General features: G+C 70.7%; 24 protein-coding genes. 6 read left to right on the top strand and 18 right to left on the bottom strand.

Features of this window, described 5'->3' with window-relative positions:
* Positions 1-96: 96 nt before the first annotated feature.
* On the bottom strand, positions 97-1,353 hold the full coding sequence (locus DEJ23_RS03725) for a multidrug effflux MFS transporter (protein WP_181429096.1): 1,257 nt from the start codon (positions 1,351-1,353) through the stop codon (positions 97-99).
* A 342-nt stretch (positions 1,354-1,695) separates the two neighbouring features.
* Between DEJ23_RS03725 and DEJ23_RS03720 the strand changes: the two genes are divergently transcribed.
* Positions 1,696-2,277, top strand: coding sequence for a TetR/AcrR family transcriptional regulator (locus DEJ23_RS03720; protein ID WP_111238904.1), 582 nt, complete (start codon positions 1,696-1,698; stop codon positions 2,275-2,277).
* 48 nt (positions 2,278-2,325) lie between these two features.
* On the opposite strand, the gene DEJ23_RS03715 is transcribed toward DEJ23_RS03720, so the two are convergent.
* The 4 genes from DEJ23_RS03715 to DEJ23_RS03700 all read right to left on the bottom strand — a co-directional run bounded on the left by DEJ23_RS03715 (position 2,326) and on the right by DEJ23_RS03700 (position 7,514).
* Positions 2,326-2,868 carry a substrate-binding domain-containing protein gene (locus DEJ23_RS03715; RefSeq protein ID WP_111238903.1) on the bottom strand — a complete coding sequence of 181 codons (543 nt, stop codon included), beginning with the start codon at positions 2,866-2,868 and terminating at the stop codon, positions 2,326-2,328.
* A 194-nt stretch (positions 2,869-3,062) separates the two neighbouring features.
* The gene (locus DEJ23_RS03710) at positions 3,063-4,208 is read right to left on the bottom strand and encodes a cystathionine gamma-synthase (RefSeq protein ID WP_111238902.1); all 1,146 of its coding nucleotides are present in this window, start codon (positions 4,206-4,208) and stop codon (positions 3,063-3,065) included.
* 29 nt (positions 4,209-4,237) lie between these two features.
* Entirely contained in the window at positions 4,238-5,602 is a 1,365-nt protein-coding gene (locus tag DEJ23_RS03705) for a cystathionine beta-synthase (protein ID WP_111238901.1), read from the bottom strand.
* Between the two features lie 10 nt (positions 5,603-5,612).
* Positions 5,613-7,514: an ABC transporter ATP-binding protein gene (locus tag DEJ23_RS03700; RefSeq protein WP_111239045.1), complete on the bottom strand. Its 1,902-nt coding sequence runs from the start codon at positions 7,512-7,514 to the stop codon at positions 5,613-5,615.
* Positions 7,515-7,642: 128 nt separating this feature from the next.
* On the opposite strand from DEJ23_RS03700, the gene DEJ23_RS03695 reads away from it, so the two are divergent.
* Positions 7,643-9,067, top strand: coding sequence for an APC family permease (locus tag DEJ23_RS03695; RefSeq protein ID WP_111238900.1), 1,425 nt, complete (start codon positions 7,643-7,645; stop codon positions 9,065-9,067).
* A 296-nt stretch (positions 9,068-9,363) separates the two neighbouring features.
* On the opposite strand, the gene rplL is transcribed toward DEJ23_RS03695, so the two are convergent.
* The 4 genes from rplL to DEJ23_RS03675 all read right to left on the bottom strand — a co-directional run bounded on the left by rplL (position 9,364) and on the right by DEJ23_RS03675 (position 12,743).
* Positions 9,364-9,747 (bottom strand): 50S ribosomal protein L7/L12, encoded by a 384-nt coding sequence (rplL, locus tag DEJ23_RS03690; protein ID WP_111238899.1) that lies wholly within the window; start codon positions 9,745-9,747, stop codon positions 9,364-9,366.
* A 48-nt stretch (positions 9,748-9,795) separates the two neighbouring features.
* On the bottom strand, positions 9,796-10,311 hold the full coding sequence (rplJ, locus tag DEJ23_RS03685; protein WP_111238898.1) for a 50S ribosomal protein L10: 516 nt from the start codon (positions 10,309-10,311) through the stop codon (positions 9,796-9,798).
* A gap of 268 nt (positions 10,312-10,579) precedes the next feature.
* Positions 10,580-11,992 (bottom strand): cell wall metabolism sensor histidine kinase WalK, encoded by a 1,413-nt coding sequence (locus DEJ23_RS03680; protein WP_111238897.1) that lies wholly within the window; start codon positions 11,990-11,992, stop codon positions 10,580-10,582.
* Between the two features lie 10 nt (positions 11,993-12,002).
* Positions 12,003-12,743 (bottom strand): response regulator transcription factor, encoded by a 741-nt coding sequence (locus DEJ23_RS03675; RefSeq protein ID WP_111238896.1) that lies wholly within the window; start codon positions 12,741-12,743, stop codon positions 12,003-12,005.
* Between the two features lie 153 nt (positions 12,744-12,896).
* Here DEJ23_RS03675 and DEJ23_RS03670 point away from each other — a divergent pair, with 153 nt between their 5' ends.
* Both DEJ23_RS03670 and DEJ23_RS03665 read left to right on the top strand, forming a co-directional pair.
* Positions 12,897-14,411, top strand: a complete 1,515-nt coding sequence (locus tag DEJ23_RS03670; protein ID WP_111238895.1) for an ABC transporter permease — start codon at positions 12,897-12,899, stop codon at positions 14,409-14,411.
* Positions 14,411-15,202 carry an ABC transporter ATP-binding protein gene (locus DEJ23_RS03665; protein ID WP_111238894.1) on the top strand — a complete coding sequence of 264 codons (792 nt, stop codon included), beginning with the start codon at positions 14,411-14,413 and terminating at the stop codon, positions 15,200-15,202. The genes DEJ23_RS03670 and DEJ23_RS03665 overlap by 1 nt, the downstream gene beginning before the upstream one ends.
* 106 nt (positions 15,203-15,308) lie before the next feature.
* Here DEJ23_RS03665 and DEJ23_RS03660 read toward each other — a convergent pair whose 3' ends face one another.
* From DEJ23_RS03660 to DEJ23_RS03635, 6 genes are all read right to left on the bottom strand, one after another.
* A complete protein-coding gene (locus DEJ23_RS03660; protein ID WP_111238893.1) occupies positions 15,309-16,256 on the bottom strand; it encodes a biopolymer transporter Tol in 948 nt (315 codons plus the stop codon).
* Between the two features lie 129 nt (positions 16,257-16,385).
* Positions 16,386-17,225 carry a carbohydrate ABC transporter permease gene (locus DEJ23_RS03655; protein WP_111238892.1) on the bottom strand — a complete coding sequence of 280 codons (840 nt, stop codon included), beginning with the start codon at positions 17,223-17,225 and terminating at the stop codon, positions 16,386-16,388.
* Positions 17,218-18,213 (bottom strand): carbohydrate ABC transporter permease, encoded by a 996-nt coding sequence (locus tag DEJ23_RS03650; RefSeq protein WP_181429095.1) that lies wholly within the window; start codon positions 18,211-18,213, stop codon positions 17,218-17,220. Before DEJ23_RS03650 ends, DEJ23_RS03655 begins: the two co-directional genes overlap by 8 nt.
* A 221-nt stretch (positions 18,214-18,434) precedes the next feature.
* Positions 18,435-19,736, bottom strand: coding sequence for an ABC transporter substrate-binding protein (locus tag DEJ23_RS03645; protein WP_111238891.1), 1,302 nt, complete (start codon positions 19,734-19,736; stop codon positions 18,435-18,437).
* A gap of 116 nt (positions 19,737-19,852) precedes the next feature.
* On the bottom strand, positions 19,853-20,998 hold the full coding sequence (locus tag DEJ23_RS03640; RefSeq protein ID WP_111238890.1) for a Gfo/Idh/MocA family protein: 1,146 nt from the start codon (positions 20,996-20,998) through the stop codon (positions 19,853-19,855).
* Complete coding sequence (locus DEJ23_RS03635; RefSeq protein ID WP_111238889.1) at positions 20,995-21,741, bottom strand: sugar phosphate isomerase/epimerase; 747 nt, start codon at positions 21,739-21,741, stop codon at positions 20,995-20,997. Before DEJ23_RS03635 ends, DEJ23_RS03640 begins: the two co-directional genes overlap by 4 nt.
* A 143-nt stretch (positions 21,742-21,884) precedes the next feature.
* On the opposite strand from DEJ23_RS03635, the gene DEJ23_RS03630 reads away from it, so the two are divergent.
* A complete protein-coding gene (locus DEJ23_RS03630; RefSeq protein WP_111238888.1) occupies positions 21,885-23,096 on the top strand; it encodes an ROK family transcriptional regulator in 1,212 nt (403 codons plus the stop codon).
* A gap of 197 nt (positions 23,097-23,293) precedes the next feature.
* Positions 23,294-23,872: a YqaJ viral recombinase family protein gene (locus DEJ23_RS03625; RefSeq protein WP_258375245.1), complete on the top strand. Its 579-nt coding sequence runs from the start codon at positions 23,294-23,296 to the stop codon at positions 23,870-23,872.
* A gap of 102 nt (positions 23,873-23,974) precedes the next feature.
* Here the strand turns inward: DEJ23_RS03625 and rplA are convergent, their stop codons facing one another.
* From rplA to nusG, 3 genes are all read right to left on the bottom strand, one after another.
* Positions 23,975-24,664, bottom strand: a complete 690-nt coding sequence (gene rplA / locus DEJ23_RS03620; protein ID WP_111238886.1) for a 50S ribosomal protein L1 — start codon at positions 24,662-24,664, stop codon at positions 23,975-23,977.
* Positions 24,665-24,748: 84 nt separating this feature from the next.
* Positions 24,749-25,180, bottom strand: a complete 432-nt coding sequence (gene rplK / locus DEJ23_RS03615) for a 50S ribosomal protein L11 (protein ID WP_017888638.1) — start codon at positions 25,178-25,180, stop codon at positions 24,749-24,751.
* A 159-nt stretch (positions 25,181-25,339) separates the two neighbouring features.
* Entirely contained in the window at positions 25,340-26,386 is a 1,047-nt protein-coding gene (gene nusG / locus DEJ23_RS03610; protein WP_111238885.1) for a transcription termination/antitermination protein NusG, read from the bottom strand.
* Positions 26,387-26,519: the final 133 nt, after the last annotated feature.

Below are 26,519 nucleotides of genomic sequence, written 5' to 3'. Positions count from 1 at the left end.
CGGCAGTGGGTTGGTCGCCGGTGGGACGACGCCGTCGCACGGAGCGCCTCCGCGTGGTCGGAGGACGGCCGTCCGCCGGGTCGTCCGTGCGTCCCCTCAGTGCGAGAGCGCCGGGACCGTCCGCGGTCGGACGACCACCCAGAGGACGAACACGGCGACCGTCGACGTGCACGCCATGACACCGGCCATCGGCGTCGCGGCGTCGATGCCGAGCAGGCCGACGATCGGTGAGACGAGTCCGGCGACGCCGAAGTTCAGCGCGCCGAGGAGCGACGCGGCGGTACCGGCCTCCTTGCCGTGGGCCGCGAGCCCGATCACCTGGACGAGCGGGAAGGTGAACCCGCACGCGGCGATGAAGAACCACAGCGGCACGAGGACCCCGACGAGCCCGGCGCCGAGCTGGTCGAGCACGATGATCGACACGGCCGCGACGAACAGCGTCGCCGTCGCGCAGGCCAGGATCCACTGCGGACCGACCCGCTGCGCCAGCCGCGAGGACACCTGCACACCCACGACGACGCCGATCGAGTTCACGGCGAAGAGCAGTCCGTACTGCTGCGCGTCCAGCCCGTAGACGGTCTGGAACAGGAAGGGCGACGCGCTGAGGTACGAGAACAGGCCGCTGAACACCATCGCGCCGATGAGCGCGACGCCGACGAAGATCCGATCGGACAACAGGGCCTTGTACCGCTGCCCGATGGTGGAGTGTCCGGCCTCCCGGCGGCGTTCCGGCGGCAGGGTCTCGACGATGAGCAGCGACGACGCGATGACGACCGCCGCGCCGTAGCAGGCGAGGAACACGAAGACGCCGCGCCAGCTGACGAACTGGAGCATCTGCGAGCCGATGAGCGGCGCGAGGATCGGCGCGAGACCGTTCACCATGGCCAGGCGGGACAGCATCCGCACCAGCGGCTTCCCGCCGAACAGGTCGCGCACGGTCGCCATCGCGACGACACCACCGGCCGCGGCCCCCATGCCCTGGAGCACGCGGAAGAGTGCGAGCACCTCGACGTCCGGGGCGAGCGCGGCGCCCACCGAGGCGGCGACGTGCACCGAGGTCGCGATGATGAGCGGCAGCCGCCGTCCCACCTTGTCGCTCCACGGGCCCACGAGCAGCTGTCCGACCGCGAAGCCGAGCGTCGTCGCCGTGAGCGTGAGCTGGACGGCGCCCTCACTGATCCCGAACTCGTGCTCGAGCGAGGGGAACGCCGGCAGGTACAGGTCGATGGTGAACGGCCCGAGCGCGGTGAGCGCGCCGAGCACGAAGACGTAGACGAGGCGCTGGCCACGGGTGAGCGAGTCACCGGGGTGCAGCACGACGCGGAGCGAGCCGGTGGTGGCGGGCGCGGTCACGAGCGGTCCTTCACGGGGAGAGACGGGCACAGGGAGGGTCTGCACGGGCAGGGCCGGCACAGGGGGCGGCACACGGACCGGCCCCGGAGCCACGGGGCCGACGGGGCGGGCACGGGTGCCGGGTGCGGTGCTGGTCGCGGACGCCGGAGGTGGTCCGTCGTGTCGGATCGAATCGATTCGGCCGCGGAACCATCCTACGGGCTGCGTGAGCGCTCTCGGAACGCTCCCGCGTGATCCGCCCCCTCACACCGCGCGCAGTGTCCCGTCCGCGCGGTCGCCATGCGGTAGCGTCGGACTGCTCGGGACCGCGTCGAGCGGACGGAACGAAGAGGGGGTGGTGTCGTGGTCGACGCCCGGATCCTGCACACCACGGCAGCGCTGCGCGAGGCGATCCTCCGACTCGCCGCCGACCGGCCCGTCTCGGCCATCACGGTGGCCGACGTCACACGGGCCGCCGGCATCAACCGCGCGACCTTCTACTCCCACGCGGTCTCCCCCGGATCGCTGCTCGCCGAGGTGCTCACCCCCGAGCTCGACCGCATCCGCGAGGACGACCTCGACGCCCGCCGTACCGCATCGGCGCGCGGTGCCGGTCCGGACGAGCTCGCCGCGATCACCCGTCGGGGCATCGACGCCGTCGTGGAGCACGTCGTCTCGCACCGTGACATCTACGCCCGCGGGCTGCCCGACACCGAGGACGCCGCACTGCACCGCATGCTGGTCGAGCACTTCACGGTGTCGAGCGCGCAGCACATCCGCGAGCTCGACCCCGCGACGCGCCCGCCGCTGCTCGACGACGTCGCCGCCGGCTTCGTCGCCCAGGGGTTCGTCGGCGCGATCGAGGCCTGGCTGGCGGGACCGCGTCGCTCCCGCAGGTCCCTGGTCGAGACGATCACGCTGTCGTTCCCGGCCTGGTGGCACTGACCGGGAGACCCCGGACCGCCGTCCCGCGCCCGCACGGGGGCGAGCAGGTCAGTCGTCGGCGTCCGGCCGCTCGCCGCGCTGCAGCGACCGCACCACGTCGACCGCCGTCCGCGCGGTGACCGCCGGATCGTCCGACTCGTGGACACGGTGGTCGGCTGACACCCCGTCGCCCCCGGTACCGCTCGTCGGCACGCCGTCACCGAGCGAGACGACCACCACGCCGGCGTCGTGTGCGGTCTGGACGACGCCGGTCAACGCGTCCGCGTCCACCGCCCGCACCAGCAGTGCCTTCGCCCCGCCGCGGACGAGCTCGTCCACCGCCCGACGCTGCGCGGCGGCGGCTCCGTCGGCCGGAGCGAGACGGACGTCCGGTCGGAACCCGGCGTCGTCGAGGCCGTCCCGGAGGTCCGCCGCGAGCCGGTCGTCACCGTCCGCCAGCACCACGCCGACCAGGGCGTTCCGGTCGAAACCGCCGTCGGAGCTCGTCAGGTCCGTGCTCCGCACCGGCGTCGGCGCAGCGGTCGTCGCACCCTGGCACCCGGTCAGGGCGAGGGTGGCTCCCATCAGGACGGCCACGACGATGGTGCGCACTCGCTGTCCTCCGCTCGGTCGGACTGCCACGCTACCGCCCGGGAGGGATCCGGGCGAGGACCCCGCCGCGCTGCTCGCCGGGCCGACCCAGGGGCGCACACCGACGAGCCGACAGGGCAACGTGACGAACGGGAGGCTCCCCGCCGGCCCGGTGGGGAGCCTCCCGTCCGTCACGCCCCGTCAGCGGGCCGCGCTCACCTGGACAGCGCCTGCAGGACGTCCGCCACCAGGTCGCCGGCGTCCTCGATGCCGACCGACAGGCGCACGACGTTCTCCGGCACCGCCAGCTCGGTGCCCTTCACCGACGCGTGCGTCATCTCGCTCGGGTAGCCGATGAGCGACTCGACACCGCCCAGCGACTCGGCGAGCGAGAAGACCTCGGTCGACTCGACGAAGCGCTTCGCCGCCTCGGGGCCGCCGGACAGGGCGACCGACAGCATGCCGCCGAACCCGCGCATCTGCTTCGCCGCGACCTCGTGGCCGGGGTGGTCGGCGAGCCCCGGGTAGTAGACGCGCTCCACCCCGGGAGCGCCGACCAGCGCCTCGGCGACGGCCTGCGCGTTGGACGAGTGCCGCTCCATCCGGATCGGGAGCGTCTTGATCCCGCGGGTGGTGAGGAACGCGTCGAACGGCGACGCGATCGCGCCCGCGCCGAACTGCAGGAAGCCGACCTGCTCCGCGAACGCCTCGTCGCGCAGGACGACCGCGCCGCCGACCACGTCCGAGTGGCCGCCGAGGTACTTCGTCGTCGAGTACGACACCGCGTCCGCTCCGAGCGACAGCGGCTGCTGCAGGTACGGGGACGCGAACGTGTTGTCGACGACCACCAGGGCACCCGCGGCGTGCCCGACCTCGGACAGCACGGCGATGTCCGCGATCTTCATGAGGGGGTTCGTCGGGGTCTCGACCCAGAGCACGGTCTTCGCGGGGGCGCCCTCGAGGGCGGCGCGGACCAGGTCGACGTCGCTCATGTCGACGACGACCAGTTCGACGCCCCACGGCACGTGCAGCCGGTTCACCAGACGGTGCGTGCCGCCGTACACGTCGTTGCCCATCACGACCCGGGCGCCCGGCTCGAGGTGGGCGCGCAGCAGGGCGTCCTCTGCGGCCAGACCGGACGCGAACGAGAACGCCGCGACGCCGCCGTCGAGGTCGGCGAGCAGGGTCTGCAGCGCGTCGCGTGTGGGGTTGCCGCCGCGGGAGTACTCGTAGCCGTTCCGCATGTTCCCGACGCCGTCCTGCACGTAGGTGGAGGTGACGTGGATGGGCGGGATGACGGCGCCGGTCGTTGCGTCGGGGTCCTGGCCGGCGTGGACGGCGCGGGTGGCGAACTCGGTCATGCTGCGGGTCTTCCTCGTGGGTCGGTGCGTCACGCGGAGAGCGACGTGAGCAGGTCGTGGCGGGTGAGCACGGTGACGGGCTTGCCGTCATCGACGACGAGCAGCGCGTCCACCGTCTCGAGGGCGCGACGGGCTGCGGACAGGGACTCGCCGATGCCGATCAGGGGCAGCGGGTCGCCGACGGAGCCGCTGACGGCGTCGGTCATCGCGGCGGCTCCGGTGAAGACCTGCTGGAGCAGGTCCTTCTCGGCCACGGCGCCGACGACCTCGCCGATGACGACGGGCGGCTCGGCACTGAGGACGGGCATCTGCGAGACGCCGTAGGTCGACATGATGTCGACCACGTCGCGGACGGTGTCCGACGGGTGCGCGTGCACGAGGTCGGGCAGCCTGCCGTCCTTGTCGGCGACGACCGAGCCGACGGTGCGGGCGTCGTCGGTGTCCGCGAAGCCGTAGGAGCGCATCCAGCGGTCGTTGAAGATCTTGCCGAGGTAGCCGCGGCCGCCGTCGGGCAGGAGCACCACGACGACGTCGTCCTCGGTGAGGTCGCGGGCGGCGCGCAGTGCGGCGACGACGGCCATGCCGCTCGAGCCGCCGACGAGCAGGCCCTCCTCGCGCGCGAGCCTCCGGGTCATCGCGAACGACTCCGCGTCCGAGACCGCGATGATGTCGTCTGGGACCTCGGGATCGTAGGCGGGCGGCCAGATGTCCTCGCCGACGCCCTCCACCAGGTACGGCCGGCCGGAGCCGCCCGAGTAGACCGAGCCCTCGGGGTCGGCGCCGACGATGCGGACGCGTCCGTCCGAGGCCTCCTTGAGGAACCGGCCGACACCGGTGATGGTGCCACCGGTCCCGACGCCCGCGACGAAGTGGGTGATCCGCCCCTCGGTGTCGCGCCAGATCTCCGGCCCGGTCGTCTCGTAGTGACTGCGCGGCCCGTTCGGGTTCGCGTACTGGTTCGGCTTGTAGGCCCCCGGGATCTCACGGACGAGCCGATCGGACACGGAGTAGTAGGACTCCGGGTCGTCGGGGGCCACCGCCGTCGGCGTCACGACGATCTCGGCGCCGTACGCGGTCAGGACGTTCCGCTTGTCCTCACCCACCTTGTCGGGCAGGACGAACACGCACCGGTACCCGCGCTGCTGGGCGACGAGGGCGAGCCCGACGCCGGTGTTGCCCGAGGTCGGTTCGACGATCGTGCCGCCGGGGCGCAGGTCACCGGACGCTTCGGCCGCGTCGATGATCCGGGTCGCGATGCGGTCCTTCGACGAGCCGCCCGGGTTCAGGTACTCGACCTTCACCAGCACGGTCGCCCGGATCCCGTCGGTGACACGGTTCAGTCGGACGAGCGGGGTGTCGCCGACCAGGTCGACGACGGAGTTCGCGTAACGCACCCGGCCGAGTCTAGGTCGCGGGGCCGAGTGCCTGCTGGGATGCGACGAACGATGTCGACGCCGCGTTCTGCTGCCGGTGGAGCGCGGCGTACGTGCCGTCGCGCTCGAGGAGTTCGTCGTGCGTGCCCTGCTCGACGATGCGGCCGTGGTCGAGCACGAAGATGACGTCTGCGTCGCGGACGGTCGACAGTCGGTGCGCGATCGAGATCGTCGTGCGCCCTGCGGCAGCGGTGTCGAGGGCGGTCTGCACGACCCGCTCCGAGATGGAGTCGAGGGCGCTCGTCGCCTCGTCGAGCACGAGCACCGGCGGGTCCTTGAGGAGCACGCGCGCGATCGCGATCCGCTGCTTCTCACCGCCGGACAACCGGTAGCCCCGCTCCCCCACGACCGTGTCGTAGCCGTCCGGGAACGACGTGATCGTCTCGTGGATGTTCGCCGCGCGGGCCGCGCGCTCGACTTCCTCGTCGGTGGCGTCCGGCTTCGCGTACCGCAGGTTGTCGCCGATGGAGGCGTGGAACAGGTACGTCTCCTGGCTGACGACGCCGACGTGCCGCACGAGGTCCTCGTGCTCGATGTCGCGTACGTCCGCCCCGGCGAACCGGACGGACCCCGCGGTCGCCTCGTACAGGCGCGGCACGAGGTAGGAGATGGTGGTCTTCCCCGCGCCGGAGGGCCCGACGAAGGCGGCGAACCGGCCGGGCTGCAGCTCGAAGGACACCCCACGGAGCGTCGGCTCGTCGGGATCGCCGTCCGGGTAGGTGAAGGTGACGTCCTCGAACGCCACGTGCCCGACACGCGATCCGTCGACGGGGCGCGCGTCCGGTGCGTCGGTGATCGCGGGACGCAGGTCCAGGTACTCGAAGATGCGCGCGAAGAGCGCTCCCGACGTCTGCAGGTCGAGCACCACCCGCAGCAGCCCGACGGTCGGGAACAGGAGTCGCGACTGCACCGTCGTGAAGGCGACGATCGTGCCGGCGGTGATCGGGACGTCCCCGATGATCAGGAAGGCGGCGACGAGGTAGATGACCGCGGGGATGATCGACAGGAACACCTGGACGATGGCGAAGAACCACTGGCCGGACATCTGCTGGCGCACCTGCAGCCGGATCTGGTTCCGGTTCTCGTCCCCGTACCGCTGCGTCTCGCTGCGCTGCTGGTTGAAGCTCTTGGCGAGCAGGATGCCGGAGACGCTCAGGGCCTCCTGTGTGATCGCCGTCATGTCGGACAGCGACTCCTGCGTCTGGGCGGCGATCCGGGCACGCACCTGGCCCACCCGACGCTGGGCGATGACGAGCAGCGGGAGCAGGACGACGGCGACCAGTGTCATCTGCCAGCTGAGCAGCAGCATCGCCACCACCGCGGCGATCACCGTCACGGTGTTGCCGAGCACCGACGAGATCGTGTTGTTCAGCACGCTCGCGACCCCGCCGACGTCGTTCTGCAACCGCGACTGGATCACGCCGGTCTTCGTCCGTGTGAAGAAGGCGAGCTCCATGCGCTGCAGGTGCGCGAAGAGCCGCATGCGCATCGCGCCCATCACCTGGTTGCCGACCGTCGCCGTCAGGTGGGTCTGCCAGATGCCGATGCCGGCGCTCGCGATCCAGAGCGCGATCATCCCGCCGACGAGTTCGAGGAGCACCGGCACGTCCGGGCGGCCGGACGGCGGGAAGAGCCCGCGGTCGAAGGCCTGCTGGGTCAGGAGCGGGGGCACGACCGAGAGCGCGGCGCCGAGCAGCACGAGTGCGACGGTCAGCACGATGGACCGGCGGTGGGGCGCGAAGAGCCCCGCGATGCGCCGGACGAGGTGCGGGATGCGCGGCGCCTCGGCGTTGGCGGCCTTCTGCGCCGTGACGTCACCGCTCGAGATCCGCCCGCCGCCGCGGGGACCGCCCGCACGCATCCCGTGGCCCATGCTCATGGGACCAACGTAACCCGGGCCGGCCAGCCGGGCAGCGGTCGTCAGCCCTCGGCGTATTTGACCCCGTTCAGGGGCCGTGCGACCATCGTCCGTCCCCCTTCCCCCGCCCACACCGAGGTCCCATGACGTCCGCGCCCTCCCGCCCCACGTCGCTCCGGCAGCAGCTCGCACGCCGCAAGCCGATCGAACAGCTGCAGGCCGAGGCCGCGGCAGGCGTGAACGGCGAGCCGCTCCGACGCTCCCTCGGCGTGTGGCACCTCACGATGATCAGCGTGGGGGCGACCCTGGGCACGGGCATCCTCGTGGTGCTGGGCACCGCCGTGCCCCTCGCGGGTCCCGCGGTCTGGATCTCCTTCGTCCTCGCCGGGGTCGCCGCCCTGCTGTCCGCCCTGTCGTACGCCGAGATGGCCGGTGCCGTGCCGACCTCGGGGTCGAGCTACTCGTACACCTACGCCACGATGGGCGAGGGCATCGCCTGGGTGTGCGGCTGGTGCCTCGTGCTCGAGTACGCCGTCTCCGTGGCCGCCGTCGCGGTCGGTGCGAGCGAGTACGTCGACGAGACGCTCCGGGTGTTCGGCCTGCACCTGCCCGCCGCGATCGCCGCACCCCCGGGCGACGGCGGCGTCGTCAACCTGCCGGCAGCGGTCCTCGTGCTCCTGGCGACGGCGGTCCTGCTGCCCGGTGCCCGCGAGAGCGCCTGGGCGAACACGGTCATGGTCGTCGTGAAGATCGCGCTGCTGGTGTTCTTCGTCGTCGTGGCGTTCACCGCGTTCTCGTCGCAGAACTTCGCGCCGCTCGCGCCGATGGGCGCCGCCGGCGTGACGGCCGCCGCGTCCCGCCTGTTCTTCTCGTACATCGGGTTCGACGCGGCGTCCACCGCCGGCGAGGAGGCGAAGGACCCCCGCCGCGACCTGCCACGCGCCATCATCGGCTCGATCGCGATCGTCACGACGCTGTACATCCTCGTCGCCGTCGCCGCGGTCGGCGCTCGCCCGTGGACCTCGTTCTCGTCCGACGAGGCCTCGCTCGTCCGCATCGTCGTCGAGGTCACCGGTCAGCCCGTCGTCGCCCTCGTCTTCTCGGTCGGCGCCGTGGTCGCCATCGCGAGCGTCGTGCTCACCGTGCTGTACGGCCAGACGCGGATCCTGCTGACGATGGCTCGGGACGGCATGGTGCCGCCGGTCTTCGGTCGCGTCTCGCACCGCACCGGGACCCCCGTGCCGAACACCCTCATCGTCGGCGTCGTCGTCGCGGTCGTGGCAGCGCTCGTGCCGCTGGGCGAGCTCGCCGACGCGACGAGCATCGGCACGCTCGTGGCCTTCGCGCTCGTCAACGTCTCCGTGATCGTCCTCCGTCGCACCCGCCCGGACCTCGAGCGCTCGTACCGCGTCCCGCTGTTCCCGGTCGTCCCGGTGCTCGGCACACTGTGCTGCGTCCTGCTCGCGGTGTTCCTCGGCGTCGGCACGTGGATCGCCTTCGGCCTCTGGATGGTCGTCGGCGCCGTGCTCTACCTGGCCTACGGCCGCCGCCGCAGCACGCTGCGCTGACGTGCGCGCCGCGCGGCGCGCACTGAGCAGGCCGAGTCTCGTGCTGAACGACACATCTCTCGCCGCAGGGCACGAGATGCGTCGGTCAGCACGAGTCTCGCCCGACTCCCGCCGTGGCTCGCAGGAGCGCCGCCGAGACTCGTCCACAGCCGCGAGGCGCGAACCGCCCTCCACAGGTGTGGCTCCGTCCGCCGCCGGTCGCCACGGCGGCCCGGCACGCTGCGGTCGCGCGCCGGGCACGACGAAGGCCGCCACCCCGAGGGGCAGCGGCCTCCGTGAAGAGCCGTAAGGGGTACTTACGCGAGCTCGATCGTGGCGCCGGCGCCCTCGAGCGTCTCCTTCGCCTTGTCGGCCGTCTCCTTGTTGACACCCTCGAGGATCTTGGCGTCGGCGGTCTCGACGAGCGCCTTGGCCTCACCGAGGCCGAGCGACGTCAGGCCACGGACCTCCTTGATGACCTGGATCTTCTTGTCACCAGCGGACTTGAGGATGACGTCGAACTCGGTCTTCTCCTCAGCGGCCTCGGCCGGGGCACCGGCGGCGGCCGGAGCGGCAGCGGCGACCGGAGCGGCCGCGGTGACCTCGAAGACCTCTTCGAACTTCTTCACGAAGTCCGAGAGCTCGATGAGCGTGAGCTCCTTGAAGGCCTCGATGAGCTCGTCCTGCGAAAGCTTCGCCATGATTTTCTCCTACTACTTAGTACGTGTGGTTGATGAACGCGTGCCTGGTCAGGCCGCGGACTCCTGCTTCTCGCGGAGGGCGTCCACGGTGCGGACGGCCTGCGAGAGGGGTGCCTGGAACAGGTACGCAGCACCGAACAGCGAGGCCTTGAAGGCGCCGGCGAGCTTGCCGAGCAGGACTTCACGGGACTCGAGGTCGGCGAGCTTGTCCACCTCGGTCGCGGTGAGCGGGTTACCGTCGAAGTAACCGCCCTTGACCACGAGCTGGGGGTTCGCCTTGGCGAATGCACGCAGCGACTTCGCGACGGCGACGGTGTCACCGTGGACGAAGGCGAGAGCGGACGGACCGGCGAGCTCGTCGTCGAACGACGTGATGCCGGCGTTGTTCGCCGCGATCTTGGTCAGCGTGTTCTTCACCACGGCGTACGTGGCGTGCTCACGGATGCTGGTGCGGAGCTCCTTGAGCTGCGCCACCGTGAGACCGCGGTACTCGGTGAGCAGAACGGCGTTCGAGCTCTGGAATGCTTCCGTGAGCTCGGCGACCGCAGCTTCCTTGTTCGCCATGGTTCTCCTTGGGGTTCTTGCCGGCAGCCCCAGGTCCACCACACATGAAAAAAGCTCCGGCGCAGAGGCTCGGAGCTGCTCCCCCGCGAACGGGAGGAGTGGGTCTGAACACCTGCGCTGGTTGCCTCATGGATGAGGGCCTTCGGTCTGCACGCAAGCGCGCAGACAACCGGCGGTCTTTGGCTTCGAGAAGCGTAGCACAGCGGGTTGGTGCCGGCCAACCACCGACGGGAGGCCCGGTACGGGCCCGTCACGCGCCTCCCGTCCGTCAACGCGTGGCGGGCAGGTGCACCGTGAACACGGTGTCCCCCGGCACGCTCGCGACCTCGACGCTCCCGCCGTGCGCCTGCACGACCGCGTCGACGATCGCGAGTCCGAGTCCCGTCGACCCCGCGCTCCGTGATCGCGAGCTGTCGGCCCGCGCGAACCGCTCGAACAGCTTCGGCAGGAACGCCGCGTCGATGCCCTGCCCGTCGTCGCGCACCGTCAGGTCGATGCCGCCGGGGACGCGCGCGATGCCGACGGTGATGCGCGTGCCCTCGGGGGTGTGGGTCCGCGCGTTGGTGAGGAGGTTGACGATCACCTGATGCAGGCGTGCCGCGTCGCCCTGCACCTCGACGGGTTCCTCGGGCACGTCCACCTCGATGACGTGGCCCGGTGACGCGGCGTGCGCGTCGTTGACCGCGTCGAGCACCAGCCCCGTGAGGTCGACGTCGTCGAACCGGACCTCGCGCCCCTCGTCGAGTCGGGCCAGGAGCAGCAGGTCCTCGACCATCGAGGTCATCCGGAGCGACTCGGACTCGATCCGGCTCATCGCGTAGACGACGTCCGGCGGCAGGTCCGCTCCCATGCGCCTGGTGAGCTCGGCGTACCCGCGGACCGACGCGAGCGGCGTGCGGAGCTCGTGCGAGGCGTCGGCGACGAACTGCCGGACCTGCTGCTCGGACCGTTCCCGGGCCTGCATCGCGCCGGCGATGTGCCCGAGCATTCGGTTGAACGCGGTGCCGACGCGGCCGACCTCGGTGCGCGGGTCGGTGTCGGGGACGCGGACGCCGTCGAGCGCGTCGCTGCGCTCGAGCGGCATCCGGGCGACGGACGAGGCGGTCTCGGCGACCCGCTCGAGCGGACGCAACGACCGGCGGACGACGACCGCGGCGAGCGCGATCGCGACCAGGAGGGCGAGCGCGGTGACGACGAGCACCACCCCGAAGAGCTTCCAGACGCTCTCGTACACGGGCGCCATCGGCAGGCCGACGACGAGCACGGCGGGTCCGAGCGACACGGCGGTGACCCGGTAGCGGCCGAGGTCGCTGCCGAGGTCCACGGTGTGCGCCGCACCGTCGACCGTGACGTCGCCCAGCGGACGGACCGCGGACGCCGCGAGCCGGTCGATGTCGCCGGCGTTGTCGAGGACGCTCCCGAACGTGGCGTCCCCGTCCAGGAAGTAGACGGTCAGGGTCCCGGCGGACTGCCCGCTCGGTCGGCCGATCTCGAGGCCGGGACCGCCCGGGCCCTGCTGCTCGACCGACCGCTGTGCGCGGTTCGTCGCGAAGGAGAGCTGCTCGTCGATCGCCGACCGCTGGATGGAGAACAGCGCGATGATGCTCCCGGCACCGATGACCGCGCTGACGGCGACGACGAGCGCGACGATGCTCAGGACGAGGCGGCGACGGAGTGTCACGGGGTGCCGCTCAGGACGTCGGCTTGATGACGTACCCGACGCCGCGCACCGTGTGGATCATCGGCGTCTCCCCCGCGTCGATCTTCTTGCGCAGGTAGGAGATGTAGATCTCGACGACGCTCGACTTGCCGCCGAAGTCGTAGGACCACACGCGGTCGAGGATCTGCGCCTTCGACAGCACACGCCGGGGGTTGCGCATGAGGAAGCGGAGGAGCTCGAACTCGGTGGCGGTCAGCTCGATCGGCCGTCCGGCGCGGGACACCTCGTACGACTCCTCGTCGAGCACGAGGTCGCCGACGACGATGCGCGGGTCGCCGGCCTCGGAGACCGAGATCTGTGAGCGACGGATGAGCCCGCGGAGGCGTGCCACGACCTCCTCCAGCGAGAACGGCTTGGTGACGTAGTCGTCGCCGCCCGCGGTGAGCCCGGTGACACGGTCCTCGACGGAGTCCTTCGCGGTGAGGAACAGCACCGGGGTGTCGTCGTCGTTCTGACGGAGCCTGCCGAGCACCTGCAGCCCGTCGAGGTCCGGCATCATCACGTCGAGCACCATCGCGTCGGGCTTCCACTCGCGCGCGGTCGCCAGGGCCTGCTGGCCACCGTTCGCGCTCTTGACCTCCCAGCCCTCGTACCGCAGCGCCATGGAGAGCAGGTCGGTGAGGCTGGCTTCGTCGTCGACGACGAGGATGCGCAACGGGGTGCCGTCGGCGCGGGTGAGGCGAGGGGCTGCGGCGGGCTGGGAGATGGTCACGTCCTCGAGGATCGGAGAGGTTCCTATGAGGCGTCTGGGACGCGCCGATGACCCGCCTGTGCATCCGCTTCCTCATGCGTTCCATGGGATCCGGCAGGCCTGCTCATGGACTCGATCCCTAGCGTCTCCTCGTCCCCAACACCGAGGAGAACCATGTTCCTGACCTACCTCAGGCGCGAGCTCACGAACCGCAGGAAGCAGACGGTCGTCGTCGCCGTCGGCATGGCGCTCGCGATCGCCCTGGTCGTCATCGTGTCGTCCGTCGCGAGCGGCGTGCAGGCAGCGCAGACGAGCGTCCTGCAGTCCGTGTACGGCGTCGGCACCGACATCACGGTCACGAAGACCGAGCAACCCTCGTCGTCGAGCACCGGGCGCCCGTCCTTCGACTTCGGCAGCCGCTCGGGCAGCGACAGCGGCTCGACCGAGCTGTCGCAGTCGCGGCTCACCGTCGCCCGCGGGTCGAGCACGCTGGATGCGTCGGACCTCGCGACGGTCACCGGCACCACCGGGGTGGAGGCCGCGACCGGCGTCCTCACGCTGGAGAACACCACGTTCTCCGGCCAGGTGCAGCAGGGCAGCAGCAGCACCGACTCCGGCAGCAGCGCACAGCAGGGTCCGCCCAGCGGCGGCAGTGACGGAGGCGGCGGCTTCGGTGGCGGTTCGTTCGGCGTCGACTCGTTCACCGTCACCGGCATCCCGGTCTCCGGCGCCGCGGTCGGCCCGCTCACGAGCACCGAGACCACCGCGGGCCGCACCTTCGCCGCGAAGGACGCCGGCAAGGACGTCGTCGTGCTCGACAGCGCCTACGCCGAGAGCGAGGACAAGGCCGTCGGTGACACCCTCGACATCGGCGGGGAGACGTTCACCGTGATCGGGATCGTCGCCTCGACCGGATCGTCGAGCACCACGACGTCGAACACGTACGTCCCGCTCGACACCGCGCAGTCCCTCGCCGACCTCGACGGGGAGGTCACGTCCATCTTCGTCGCCGCCGGGTCCTCGTCCGACGTCAGCACCGTCGAGTCCTCCCTGGAGGAGCATCTCCCCAGCGCGACCGTCTCGACCGAGTCCGACCTCGCCTCGAGCGTCTCCGGCTCGCTCAGCACCGCGTCCACCCTCGTGTCGGACCTCGGCACCTGGTTGTCGATCGTGGTCCTCGCCGCAGCGTTCCTCATCGCCGTCCTCTTCACGATCTCGGGCGTCACCCGACGCACCCGCGAGTTCGGCACGCTGAAGGCGATCGGGTGGTCGAACGGTCGGATCACCCGGCAGGTCGCCGGTGAGTCGCTCGTGCAGGGACTCCTCGGCGGCGTCATCGGTGCGGTCGTCGGACTGGTCGGCATCCTCGTCGTGAACGTCGTCGCCCCGACCGTCTCGGCGAGCGCCTCGACGTCCGGCCGGGGGGCGATGGGTGGCGGCGGCATGCCCGGCGGCGGGGCGACCGCTGCCGCGGGCAGCGGCACCACGGGCGGCGCCCCGGCCGGTGGGTTCGGCGGAGGCGGGAGCACCGCGAGCACGACCGACGTCGTCCTGCACGCCCCCGTGACGGTCGGGGTGATCCTGCTCGCCATCGGGCTCGCGATCCTCGGCGGGCTCCTCGCCGGGGCGCTCGGCGGGTGGCGGGCGAGCCGACTCCGCCCGGCCGAAGCGCTCCGGAGCGTGGCCTGATGACCGGACCGACGAACGACACGACGAACGACACCCCGTCAGGAGCACCCGTGACCATCCCGACCACCCCGACCACCACAGCGCCCGCGACGGAGGCGGGCCGCGCCTCCCGTCCGGTCTACCGTCTGCAGGGCGTGCGCAAGACGTACACGCAGAAGAACCGGACCGTCACCGCGCTGACGGACGTCGACCTGACCATCCCGCAGGGGCAGCTGGTCGCGATCCAGGGGCCGACCGGCGGCGGCAAGTCGACGCTGCTGCAGATGCTCGGAGCACTCGACCGACCGACCTCCGGGAAGGTGCTGCTCGGCGAGCACGACGTCACGGAGCTCGGCGACCGGGCGCTGACCGACCTGCGGGCGACCGAGATCGGGTTCGTGTTCCAGGGCTTCAACCTCATCCCGACCCTGAGCGCGCTCGAGAACGTGGAGACCGCCTTCGCCGGGTCGCTCGCGAACCGGTCGAAGGCCGAGGTGCGCTCGCGGGCGACGGCCGCGCTGCAGGAGGTCGGGCTCGGCGAGCGACTCGACCACCTGCCGGCGGAGCTGTCCGGCGGTCAGCAGCAGCGCGTGGCGATCGCGCGGGCGCTGGTGAAGGACCCGAGCGTGCTGCTGGCGGACGAGCCGACCGGCGCGCTCGACGAGTCGACGCGCGACGAGATCACGGCGATCATCGAGAAGCAGTGGCGGGAGCGCGGACTGACCGTGGTCATCGTCACGCACGACTCGTGGGTGGCGAAGCGCGCAGAGCGCCGCCTGCGCATCGAGCAGGGCCGCGTGCGCGAGCTGTAGCCGAGCGGTGCGCGGCCCCACGTCCGGTCTCGGGCAGGCGGACGGTCCCGCGGTCTCACCGTCGCGGGGCCGCCCGCACGCGCGGGTCTCGGTCGCCCCGGGCCCGTCAGCCCACCGGGTAGTCGCAGTAGGCGAACCACCGCGAGTCCGGCGACCACGGCGGCACGTTCACCGTGCCCTGGCCGCCGTCGAGCGTGACGAGGGTCTCCGGCACGACGGCGATGCGGGCTCCGCGGGCGAGGGAGCCCGGGAGCAGGCGGAGTTCCACCCGCTGGTCGGCGGGGTGGCCGTGCACGCCGGGTCCGTACGACAGGTACAGCAGGTGCGACCCGTCCGGCGACAGGTGCGGGAACCAGTTCACCCGCTCGTCACCGGTGATCTGCACGGGACCGACGGGGTCCGCCCGCTCGTCGAGCCGGAGCGCGGCCAGCTGGGCCGTCCCCGGGCTGAACCGCTCGGTGTTGAACAGCACGGTGCCGGCGTCGGGGGTGATCGCGCAGCCGTCATCCGGGTGCGCGTCGCGCGTCAGGAACGTGGTGACGCCGGACGACGGGTCGACGAGCGCGACGTCCGTGGTCCAGACGCCCTCCGGGGTCCGCTCACCCACGATCGCGGCGAGTGCCGATCTGTCCGGGGCGATGCCGTGCAGGTAGTACTTCCGCACCACCGGCAGCACGGCGGCGGTGTCGGTGATCCGGGTCGCCGCGCCGCCCTCGGGCAGGGGCACGCGGTACAGCTCGCCGTCGCGCGCACTCACGACGACGGACTCCCCCGACGGGTCGAGCACGTGGTCGTTGTTGATCTCGTCGACCCCAGGCATCGGCACCCGGACGAGCGCGGTCTCGTCGAGCACGGTGTCGTCGGCCGGCAGCGGCAGCAGCCAGAGGTCCCCGTCGCCGTTGAGGACGAGCGTCCGCTCGTCGAGGACGTTCGGTGCCTCGACCAGCACGGTGTCGGACGAGAACACGAGCCGGGCGGACCGGGTCTCGACGTCGTACACGTGCACGCGGCTCGCCTGGCCGGGCTGCAGCTGGCGCCCTCGGGTCTCGGTCATGGTCCCATCCTGTCGGTTCGACGTCGTGCCGTGGTCGCTTGAACGGCAAGACACCGGTGTTCGCGCTGCGCACCGCGTCCTGCGGGGGCGTCGAGCGCGAACACCGGTGTCTTGCGGTGGGCGGAAGGCCTACTTCACCGCGCCCGCGGTCAGGCCGGCGACGAACTGGCGCTGCACGATGAGGAACGCCAGCACCACGGGGATCGACACCACGAGGGACGCCGCCATGACCTGGTTCCAGTACACGTTCGTCTGCGTCGAGTACTGCTGCAGACCGACCGCCAGGGTGGAGCCGAGCCCGTTCGTCATGACCGACGCGAAGAGGACCTCGCCCCAGGCCGTCATGAACGAGTAGATCCCGACCGCGACGAGACCCGGACGCGCCGAGGGCAGGATCACCCGGAACAGCGCGCCCATCGGGCCCGAACCGTCGACCATCGCGGCCTCGTCGAGCTCGCGCGGGATGGTCTCGAAGTAGCCGGCGAGCATCCAGATGGAGAACGGCAGCGTGAACGTCAGGTACGTGATGATCAGGCCGAGCCACGACCCGACCAGCTGGACGCCGAGCGCGTTGCCGAGGTTCGTGAAGATGAGGAACAGCGGGAGCAGGAACAGCACGCCCGGGAACATCTGCGTCGAGAGCACCGCGGTGGTGAAGGCGCTCTTGCCCTTGAAGTTCCAGCGCGAGACACCGTAGGCCGCGAACGTCGCGATGATCAGCGAGAACACCGTCGCGACCGTGCAGACCACGAGCGAGTTGACGAAGTACCGACCCAGCGGCACCGTCGACCACATGTCGATGAACGGCTGGATCGTGATGTTCGACGGGATCCAGGTGAAGTTGTCCTGCACGTCACCGAGCGGCTTCATCGCCGTGGTCACCATGACGTAGAGCGGGACGACCGTGAACAGGGTCAGGACGACCAGGGTGACGATCTTGAAGGACTTGGCGCCGACTGTCTCACGCACGGACGGACCTCCGGTTGGTCACGGCCAGGTAGATGCCCGTGACGATGAGCAGGAAGATGAGGAGCAGGACGCTCATCGCGGCACCGGAGCCGAAGTTCCAGGTGATGAACGACGCGTTGTAGATGTGGAAGCTGAGCAGGTCGGCCGCCGGGGGTTGCGCGGTCGAGCCGAACAGCACGAACGGCGTGTTGAAGTCGTTGAACGTCCAGAGGAACATCACGAGCACGAGCGTCACGTTCACCGGGCGCACCATCGGCAGGGTGATCGACCGCCACTGACGGAAGGGCTTCGCGCCGTCGACGGAGGCGGCCTCGTACACGTCGTTCGGCACGGACTGCAGGCCCGCCATCAGCATGAGGAACGCGAACGGCCAGGTCTTCCAGATCGCCACGACGACGACCGCGACGAAGGCGTTGTTGCCGATGAGCCAGAACGGGGCGTTCCCGCCGAACAGCCCGAGCTGGTCGACGAGCAGGTGGTTGAGCGCGCCGGTGTCCCGCTGGAACATGAACTTCCAGGTGATGACGCCCGCGTACATCGGCAGCGCGTACGGCACGAGGAAGAGCGTGCGGAACAGGCCGCGGCCCGCGAACGGCTTCTGCAGCGCCACCGCGGCGGCCATGCCGAGCACCCAGGACAGCCCGACGACGAGCACCGTGAACGCGCAGGTGACGAGGAAGGAGTTGAGGACGCCCCGACCGATGGCCTGGTCGAAGTCGACGACGACGGCGTAGTTGCGGAACCCGGCGAAGGGAGCGGCGCCCCAGTTCGCGATGAAGTACTTGGTGAGCTGGATGAAGGAGATCCAGATGCCGACGAGCATCGGGACGATGTGGATGAGCAGCTCGAACAGGATGGCCGGTGCGACGAGCGCGTACGGCAGCCAGTGGCGCTTCGGCTTCCGACCCGGCTGGGGACCCGACAGCGTCGGCGCCTTCGTGTGGGTCAGGTCGATGCGCTCGGAGTCGGGCAGGACCGAGGTGGACATGGGTGGTGGCCTTCCGGCGAGGATGGGATCGGGTGCTTCGTCCGTCCGGCCGTGGCAGCGGCCTGGAGGAACGGCAGACGTGAGCCGATCGGCTCACCCCCGGCGCGCTGGCCGGGTGCGGGGCTGCTGGTGCGTCCGCACAGGGGGTGCGTGACGGTGGCCAGCCGAGGGGCGGAGGCCCGGACGCGTCCTGACGGACGCGGTCCGGGCCTCCGGGCGGATCAACCGGCGGCCTGGGACACCTGGTCCTGAGCCGTCTGCAGCGCCGACTCGATGTCGCTCTCGGACACCGTCGAGCCGGTGGCGATCTTGGCGAACATGTCGTTCATCGCCTTGCCGACCGTCGACTCGAACTGGTCCTCGGCGGGCACCAGCGGGAGCGGCTTCGCCTTGTTGTTGTAGATGTCGAGGAACGTCTTCGTCTGCTCGTCCTCGACGGAGTCCGCGGCCTCGGCGAGGACCGGCAGCGCCGAGTACGGCTTGTCGAGCGTCGTCTGCGTGTCCATGCTCGTCATGTACTTGACGAACTGCAGCGCGCCGTCCTTGTTGTCCGTGTTCTTGAAGATCGACAGGTTGATGCCGGCGGGGAAGCTGGCGATCTGCTCGCCGCCCTCCGGTGCCGGCAGCGCGACCACGCCGTACTCGTCCGACTTCATGCCGAGCGACTCGATCGTCGCGTTCGCGTTGTTCTGGTTGAGGATGAACGCGGCCTTCTTCTTCGCGAAGTCCGTGGTCGACTGCGTCGCGTTGTCGTACTGCGCGTTCGACGGGTTCGCGACCTTCGCGTCCTGCATGAGGTCGAGGTAGCGCTTGATGCCGTCGACGTTCTCCTTCGACGTGAAGGTGGGGTTGCCGTCCTCGTCGAACCACTCGCCGCCGTTCTGCGCCGAGTTGATGAACGCGAAGTGCGAGTTCTCGGTGTACGAACCGCCCGCGAGGCTGAACCCGTACTTGCCGTCGGCGGTCAGCTTCTCCGCGGCGGCGACCATGTCCTCCCACGTGGTGGGGGGCTCGATGCCGGCGTCGGCGAGCATCTGCTTGTTGTAGTAGAGACCGTAGGCAAGGCCGTAGAGCGGGACGCTCGTGACCGTCTCGCCCGGCGCGCCTCCGGTGGAGAGCGCGACCTTGCCGAACTTGTCGGCGCCGCCGATGGCCTCCATCTCCGCGTCACCGAACTCCTGGAAGGCGCCGGTGGCCTGGAGCGAGGTCGCCCACGTGTTGCCGATGTTGACCACGTCGGGGCCCTGGCCCGACGTGACGGCGGTCTGGATCTTGTTCTGCAGGTCGTTCCAGCCGATGACCTGGAGGTCCACCTTGATCCCGGTCTCCTCGGTGAACTTCTCGAGGACGGGGGTGAGCACCTCCTTGTCGTTCTGCAGGGACGTGCCCTGGTTCGACGCCCAGTACGTGAGCGTCTTCGAGTCACCGGAGGAACCGGACGACCCGGAGGAGCAGGCCGTCAGGCCGGTCACGGTGAGTGCCGCGGCCGCGGTGATGGCCAGTGCGCGGATGGCAGTGCGCATGACTCTCTACTTTCTCGTCGTTGAGATGGTGCTGAGGGTTGGAGGTGTCGGGTGCTGCTGTGTGGGTGCGGGCCGACGTCGGTGCCGACCCGCGAGCGGTGTGCGCCCCGTCCCGGTCAGGACAGGGTCGACTCCGCGGGGTCCCAGCCCTCGGGGAGGGTCGGGGAGGGTTCGACGGTGCTCTGGACGAGCACGGTCTCACCACGTTCGGCGGCCTCGGCGATGGAGACCATCACGTCGAGGACGTGGAAGGCGAGGGCGCCGGGGACCCGGTTCCCCTGGCCGGCGCGGATCGAGCGGGCCAGGTCGACCACGCCGGTGCCGCGCGAGTAGGTGGACCCCACGGCGGGGATCGTCTCCGGCTCCTCGGCGCCCAGCGCGTAGAGCTCGGTGTCCCCGTCGAACTCGTTGGGGTCGGGGAAGACGACCGTGCCGGTCTCGCCCGCGATCTCGACGAAGCCGGTCCGGCCACGGTCCGACTCGAACGAGAAGACGCTCTGCGCGCTCCCCCCGTCCTCGAACTGGATGAGCGCGGAGTGGTTCGTCGGGACCTCGACGGGGAACTCCGTGCCCGCCTTCGGACCGGAACCGATCATGCGCGTGGCGCGGGACCTCGACGCCGTCGCGGTGACCTTCGCCACCGGACCGAACGCCTGCACGAGGGTCGTGATGTAGTACGGGCCGATGTCGAACAGCGGGCCCGCCCCGTACGCGAACAGGAACTCGGGGCTCGGGTGCCAGGACTCGGGGCCGGGACTCTGGAACAGCGTCAGCCCGTTGAGGGGCGTGCCGATGCGGCCCTCGCGGATGGTCCGGAGGGCGGTCTGCAGCCCGGCGCCGAGGAACGTGTCCGGTGCGACGCTGACGGTCTTGCCGGCGGCGACCGCGGCGTCGCGGAGCTGCGCGGCGCTCTCGCGGTCGAGGGCGTAGGGCTTCTCGCCCCAGACGTGCTTGCCCGCGGCGAGGGCCTGCATCGCGACCTCGACGTGGGCGGCGGGGATCGTCAGGTTGACCACGATCTCGATGTCGTCGTCGGCGAGGAGCTCCTCGACCGTGCCGGACCCGGCGACGCCCCACTTCTCGGCCTGGGCGGCGGCGCGCGGCTCGTCGATGTCCGCGATGAACCGGACCTCGACGTCGGGGAACACCGTGAGGTTCGACAGGTACTGGTCGGAGATGACACCCGCGCCGATGACGCCGACGCCGACGGGACCGGTCCGCGTCGTGGCGGTGCCCTGCTGGTCCAGTGCGGTGTCGGTCATGCGCGTGCCCCCTCGAGGAACGTGTAGGAGTCGGCGACGGCCTGGAACACGTCGCCCTCGTGGTCGTCGAGCTCGACGACGTGCAGCGCGTCCGGTGCCGCCGCGACGATCTCGCGGATCGGCATGACGCCGTTGCCGACCGCGACCTGCTGCTTGTCGTCGTGCGAGCCGTCGCCGTCCTTGACGTGCAGGAACTGCACCTTGTCGCCGTACTTGCCGATGATCGCCACCGGGTCGTCGCCGCCGACCTGCACCCAGTAGGTGTCGAGCTCGAGCACGACGTCGTCGGACAGGGCGTCGGCGAAGACCTCGTAGGCGCTGACGCCGTCGATGCGGTTCGAGAACTCGAACGCGTGGTTGTGGTAGCCGAGCACGAGCCCGTGGTCCGCGGCGCGGGGTGCGAGGGCGCTGAGCTCACGGGCGATCGCCTCGACGTCCTCGCGGGTCGTCCAGCGCGCCTCGTCGATGTGCGGGTCGATGAGCGTCGTCAACCCGATGGTCGTGCTCGCCCGGAGGATGCGCTCGAGGTCCTGCTCGCCGGCGTCCAGGAGCCGCGCGTGCCCGCTGGGTGCCTGCAGGCCGGCGGCGGCCAGGGCGTCCCGGAGCTCCTCGGCGCGGTCGACGAAGCCGAAGGCCTCGACGTTCGTGTAGCCGATGGACGCGATGCGCTGGAGCGTGCCGGGCAGGTCGGCCGAGAGGGCGTCGCGCACGGTGTAGAGCTGGACCGACAGGGGTTGCGTCACCAGGTGTTCTCCTCGTCGAGATGGTGGATCGTCAGTGATCGAGCGTCACACTATGGCCCCTTCTGACGGCGGTCAAGCAAAAGTTGTGACCTCCTCGACGATCTTCGTTGCGTGGCGCGATGGATGTGTGCTTCACTCCCGACATGGTCGACTTCACCCGGACGGCAGCGTCGCCTCCGGTCGGGACGAGCGAGCTCTTCCAGATCCTCCGCGACGGTGTGCCGCGGACCCGGGCGGAGCTGGCCGCCCTGACGGGACTCGCACGCTCGACGATCGCCGTGCGCCTGGACGCGCTCATCGACGTCGGGCTGGTCGGACCGGTCGAGACCGCCGCGTCCACCGGCGGCCGCCCGCCAGCGCAGGTCGCCCTCGTGCCGCGCGCCCGGTTGGTGATCGCCGCGGACCTCGGCGCCTCGCACGGTCGCGTCGCCGTGACCGACCTCGTCGCGGCACCGCTGGCCACCCGCGAGGCGCGGATCGACATAGCCGCCGGCCCCGTCCCGACGCTCACCTGGCTGGTCGAGACCATCGACGAGCTCCTCGCCGAGGTCGGCCGCGTCCGCGACGACGTCGTCGCCATCGGCATCGGCGTGCCCGGCCCGGTCGAGTTCTCCACCGGTCGCCCCGCGAACCCGCCGATCATGCCCGGGTGGGACGGCTTCGACGTGCCCGGGTGGCTGCGGGGGCACGTGGCGGCGCACGTGCTGCTCGACAACGACGTGAACATCGCCGCCCTCGGTGAACGCGAACACGGTTGGCCCGACGTGGACCACCTGCTGTTCGTGAAGGTCGCGACCGGCATCGGGTCCGGGATCGTGTCGGACGGGCAACTCCGCCGGGGCGCCCAGGGCACCGCGGGCGACATCGGGCACGTCCGGGTGTCCCGCGCCGGCGACGTGCCGTGCCACTGCGGCAACACCGGCTGCCTCGAAGCCGTCGCGTCCGGTCCCGCCATCGCCCGCGCCCTGCGCGCGAAGGGACACGACGTGCAGACGAGCGGTGACGTCATCGACCTGGTGAACCGGTCGGAGCTCGACGCGATCGGAGCGGTGCGCCAGGCCGGTCGGGACATCGGCGAGGTGCTCGCGACCTGCGTGTCCCTGATGAACCCGTCGGTGATCGCGCTCGGCGGTTCGATCACCCGCGCCGGGGAGCACCTGCTCGCCGGTGTCCGCGAGGTCGTCTACGCCCGCTCCATGCCCCTGGCCACCGAGCACCTGGTCATCGCGCAGTCCCGCGCGGGTTCCGTCGCCGCGCTCCAGGGGGCCGCCGCGCTCGCGATCGGGTACGCGCTCTCCCCCGTCGGCGTCGACGAGCTCGTCGCGTACGCCGAGGGCCGCGCGCTCGTCTCCTGAGCGCGGACGCCGCGCGCGTCGGTTCGCGCCGTGGCGGCCCGCGGGGTGAGAATCGTCGGGTGACGATCGTGCAGCCCACCCTGTGGGGCGACCTGGACCCCGGCCTGGAGGAACGCCCTGCGTCCCCCGGTCCGGCCGCGTCCGGTGCGCGGTCGGCTCCCCCTGCACCCGTCCCGGCACGCGGTGCCTTCACCGCCCTGCGCGGACACACCGAGCGCATCGTCGCGCACTCCTCCGACCGGGTCGCGTGGCTCCGCGCCCGTGCGATGGGCATCACCGCCACCGACGTCGCCCGGCTCGCCTCCCTGCGCGCCGTCGAAGCGGTGGTCGCGGACAAGCGCTACGGGTCCCGGTTCTCCGGCAACGCCTGGACCGAGCACGGCAAGGACCGCGAGCCGGTGATCGCCGCGTGGGTCGCGGCGACGCACGGCATCGAACCGTCCGCCCACCTGTTCCACGCCAGCACGAACCGGGCCCACCTCGCGACACCGGACGGGGTCGGGTACGACGCGTCGCAGCGCCTCGTGCTCGCCGAGATCAAGACGACCGGCAAGGCCTGGCGGAGCATCCCCCGGCACTACCTGCGTCAGGTGTGGTGGCAGCAGTACGTCCTCGGCGCCGACCGGACCCTGTTCGTCTGGGAGCGGCACGACGACTTCGTGCCCGTGGCGGACGAACCCGAGTGCCGGTGGGTCGACCGGGACGACGAGCAGATCCGCGGCCTCGTGCAGCTCGCCGACATGGTGCTCGACAAGCTCCGAACGTTCCGCGTCTAGACCCGCAGCGGACACCGCGAGGGCGACTGCCGCGAAGAGGTCCGGACACGCAGGAAGGCCCGCACCGGGAACGGTGCGGGCCTTCCTGATCCGATCAGTCGATCAGATGGCGTTGACGTCGAGCGGGATGCCCGGCCCGAAGGTCGTCGAGACGGCGCCCTTCGTGATGTAGCGGCCCTTCGACGCGGACGGCTTGAGGCGGACGATCTCCTCGAGCGCGGCCGAGATGTTCTCGTCGAGCTGCTCCGGCGTGAACGAGGCCTTGCCGACGACGAAGTGCACGTTGGCGTGCTTGTCGACGCGGAACTCGATCTTGCCGCCCTTGATGTCGTTGACGGCCTGGGCCACGTTCGGGGTCACGGTGCCGGTCTTCGGGTTCGGCATGAGGCCACGCGGGCCGAGCACCTTGCCGAGTCGACCGACCTTGCCCATGAGCTCCGGCGTCGCGACGGCGGAGTCGAACGCGGTGTAGCCGTCGGCCACCTTCGCGATGAGCTCGTCGCCACCGACCTCGTCGGCGCCGGCGGCGATGGCGGCCTCGGCCGCAGCGCCCACGGCGAAGACGATGACGCGGGCGGTCTTGCCCGTGCCGTGCGGCAGGATGACCGTGCCGCGGACCATCTGGTCGGCCTTGCGGGGGTCGACGCCGAGCTTCAGCGCGACCTCGACGGTGGAGTCGGTCTTCGCCGAGCCGGTCTCCTTCGCGAGGGCGACGGCCTCGGTCGGGGTGTAGAACTTGTCGGCCTCGATCTTCGCGGCCGCGGCCTGGTAGGCCTTGGACTTCTTCGCCATGGTGTTCTCCTCAGGAGCTACGTGGTTGACGAGCCGGCGAGGCTCTCCCACGGAAAGGGGTCGGGGTGTGTGTGGCGCTGAGGCTTACGCCTCGACCGTGATGCCCATCGAACGAGCGGTGCCGGCGATGATCTTCGCGGCCTGCTCGATGTCGTTGGCGTTCAGGTCGGCCTGCTTGGTCTCGGCGATCTGACGGACCTGGTCCATCGAGATCTTCGCGACCTTGACCGTGTGCGGGGTCGAGGACCCCTTCTGCACACCCGCGGCCTTCTTGATGAGCTCCGCGGCCGGCGGGGTCTTGAGGACGAACGTGAACGAACGGTCCTCGTAGACGGTGATCTCGACCGGCACGACGTTCCCGCGCTGCGACTCGGTCGCAGCGTTGTACGCCTTGCAGAACTCCATGATGTTCACGCCGTGCTGACCGAGCGCAGGACCGATCGGCGGGGCCGGGTTGGCGGCGCCCGCGTTGATCTGCAGCTTGATGAGGCCCGTGACCTTCTTCTTCGGTGCCATGTTGTGCTTCCTCCTGGAATCGAACGCACGGGGACCCGTGCACTCTCCCGCTGGCCCGGCGGATCCGGACCGCGGTGAAGCCCCGCACGCCGCAGCGCGCGGGGCCAAACCTCAGTAGTCTACCTGATCCTCGGGACCAGGCCGATGGGTGGGGACGACCTAGAGCTTCGTGACCTGGTCGAAGCTGAGCTCGACCGGGGTCTCGCGCTCGAACAGCGAGACGAGGACGGTGAGCTTCCCGCTCTCCGGCTTGATCTCGGAGATCGAACCCGGCAGGCCCGCGAACGAGCCTTCCTTGATGGTGATGGTCTCGCCGATCTCGAAGTCGACCTCGGCCTGCGGCTGCGCCTGGGCGGCACCGCCGGACTTCGCGCCGCCCTTGGCCGGAGCGGCCTCGGCGACCTGGACCAGGGACTTCAGCATGCCGAACGCCTCGTCGAAACGGAGCGGCGTCGGGTTGTGGGCGTTGCCGACGAAGCCGGTGACACCCGGGGTGTGGCGGACGACCGACCACGAGTCCTCGTTCAGGTCCATGCGGACGAGCACGTACGAGGGGATCCGGACGCGGGTGACCAGCTTGCGCTGCCCATTCTTGATCTCGACGACGTCCTCCATCGGGACCTCGACCTGGTAGATCGAGTCCTCCATCGACATCGAGACCATGCGGTTCTCGATGTTCGACTTCACGCGACGCTCGAAGCCCGCGTAGGAGTGGATGACGTACCACTTGCCCGGCTTCATCCGCAGCTCGGCCTTGAACGCCTCGTACGGGTCGACCTCGGCGGCCTCGTCCTCGGTGTCCTCGAGGGCTTCGTCGGCGGCGAGCGTCTCGTTCGCCTCGGCGGCGGTGACGTCCTCGAGCTCGGTCTCCTCCTCGTCCTCGACCGCCTCGACGGCAGCCTCGGCCTCGTCGGCGGAGTCGATCTCGAGCGCGTCGTCCACGACGGCGTCGGCCTCGGGGTCGCGGGCCTCCGAGAGCGCGGTGAGGGCCTCGTCGATGGAGGCGTCGACCGTGCCGTCGTCCGGCTCGTCGCTCAGACCGAGGGACTCGTCGTCCTGGTCCTCGACCGAGATGGCGCGCTCCTCGGCGGACTCGACCGAACGGCCCTCGCTCGTCTCGACGTCGCCTTCCTGGTTCTCCTCGACCTCGGAGGACTGCTCGGCAGCCGTGGCGAGGTCGATGTCGTCGCGGGAGTTGTCAGACACTGTCGATTCTTTCCGTTCGGTGGTGCGGATCGGGTGTTCGGCCGGAGCGGTGCGCGTCCGTCGCGGTCTCGGGGCGACCGTACTCCTGTCGGGATCCGGCCAGGACAGCTGACACCGGGCCAGCCGACGTCGG

This window comes from Curtobacterium sp. MCSS17_008, from assembly GCF_003234185.1.
In the GTDB taxonomy this organism is placed as follows: Bacteria; Actinomycetota; Actinomycetes; order Actinomycetales; family Microbacteriaceae; genus Curtobacterium.
This window is presented reverse-complemented; position numbering and strand designations above follow the sequence as displayed.

Excerpts from the sequence above, each read along its gene's own strand:
- DEJ23_RS03710 (WP_111238902.1), bottom strand. The coding sequence starts at position 4,208 with ATGACCGAGTTCGCCACCCGCGCCGTCCACGCCGGCCAGGACCCCGAC.
- DEJ23_RS03700 (WP_111239045.1), bottom strand. The coding sequence starts at position 7,514 with ATGGGCCACGGGATGCGTGCGGGCGGTCCCCGCGGCGGCGGGCGGATC.
- DEJ23_RS03695 (WP_111238900.1), top strand. The coding sequence starts at position 7,643 with ATGACGTCCGCGCCCTCCCGCCCCACGTCGCTCCGGCAGCAGCTCGCA.
- rplL (WP_111238899.1), bottom strand. The coding sequence starts at position 9,747 with ATGGCGAAGCTTTCGCAGGACGAGCTCATCGAGGCCTTCAAGGAGCTC.
- rplJ (WP_111238898.1), bottom strand. The coding sequence starts at position 10,311 with ATGGCGAACAAGGAAGCTGCGGTCGCCGAGCTCACGGAAGCATTCCAG.
- DEJ23_RS03670 (WP_111238895.1), top strand. The coding sequence starts at position 12,897 with ATGTTCCTGACCTACCTCAGGCGCGAGCTCACGAACCGCAGGAAGCAG.
- DEJ23_RS03665 (WP_111238894.1), top strand. The coding sequence starts at position 14,411 with ATGACCGGACCGACGAACGACACGACGAACGACACCCCGTCAGGAGCA.
- DEJ23_RS03660 (WP_111238893.1), bottom strand. The coding sequence starts at position 16,256 with ATGACCGAGACCCGAGGGCGCCAGCTGCAGCCCGGCCAGGCGAGCCGC.
- DEJ23_RS03650 (WP_181429095.1), bottom strand. The coding sequence starts at position 18,213 with ATGTCCACCTCGGTCCTGCCCGACTCCGAGCGCATCGACCTGACCCAC.
- DEJ23_RS03645 (WP_111238891.1), bottom strand. The coding sequence starts at position 19,736 with ATGCGCACTGCCATCCGCGCACTGGCCATCACCGCGGCCGCGGCACTC.
- DEJ23_RS03640 (WP_111238890.1), bottom strand. The coding sequence starts at position 20,998 with ATGACCGACACCGCACTGGACCAGCAGGGCACCGCCACGACGCGGACC.
- DEJ23_RS03630 (WP_111238888.1), top strand. The coding sequence starts at position 21,885 with ATGGTCGACTTCACCCGGACGGCAGCGTCGCCTCCGGTCGGGACGAGC.
- rplA (WP_111238886.1), bottom strand. The coding sequence starts at position 24,664 with ATGGCGAAGAAGTCCAAGGCCTACCAGGCCGCGGCCGCGAAGATCGAG.
- rplK (WP_017888638.1), bottom strand. The coding sequence starts at position 25,180 with ATGGCACCGAAGAAGAAGGTCACGGGCCTCATCAAGCTGCAGATCAAC.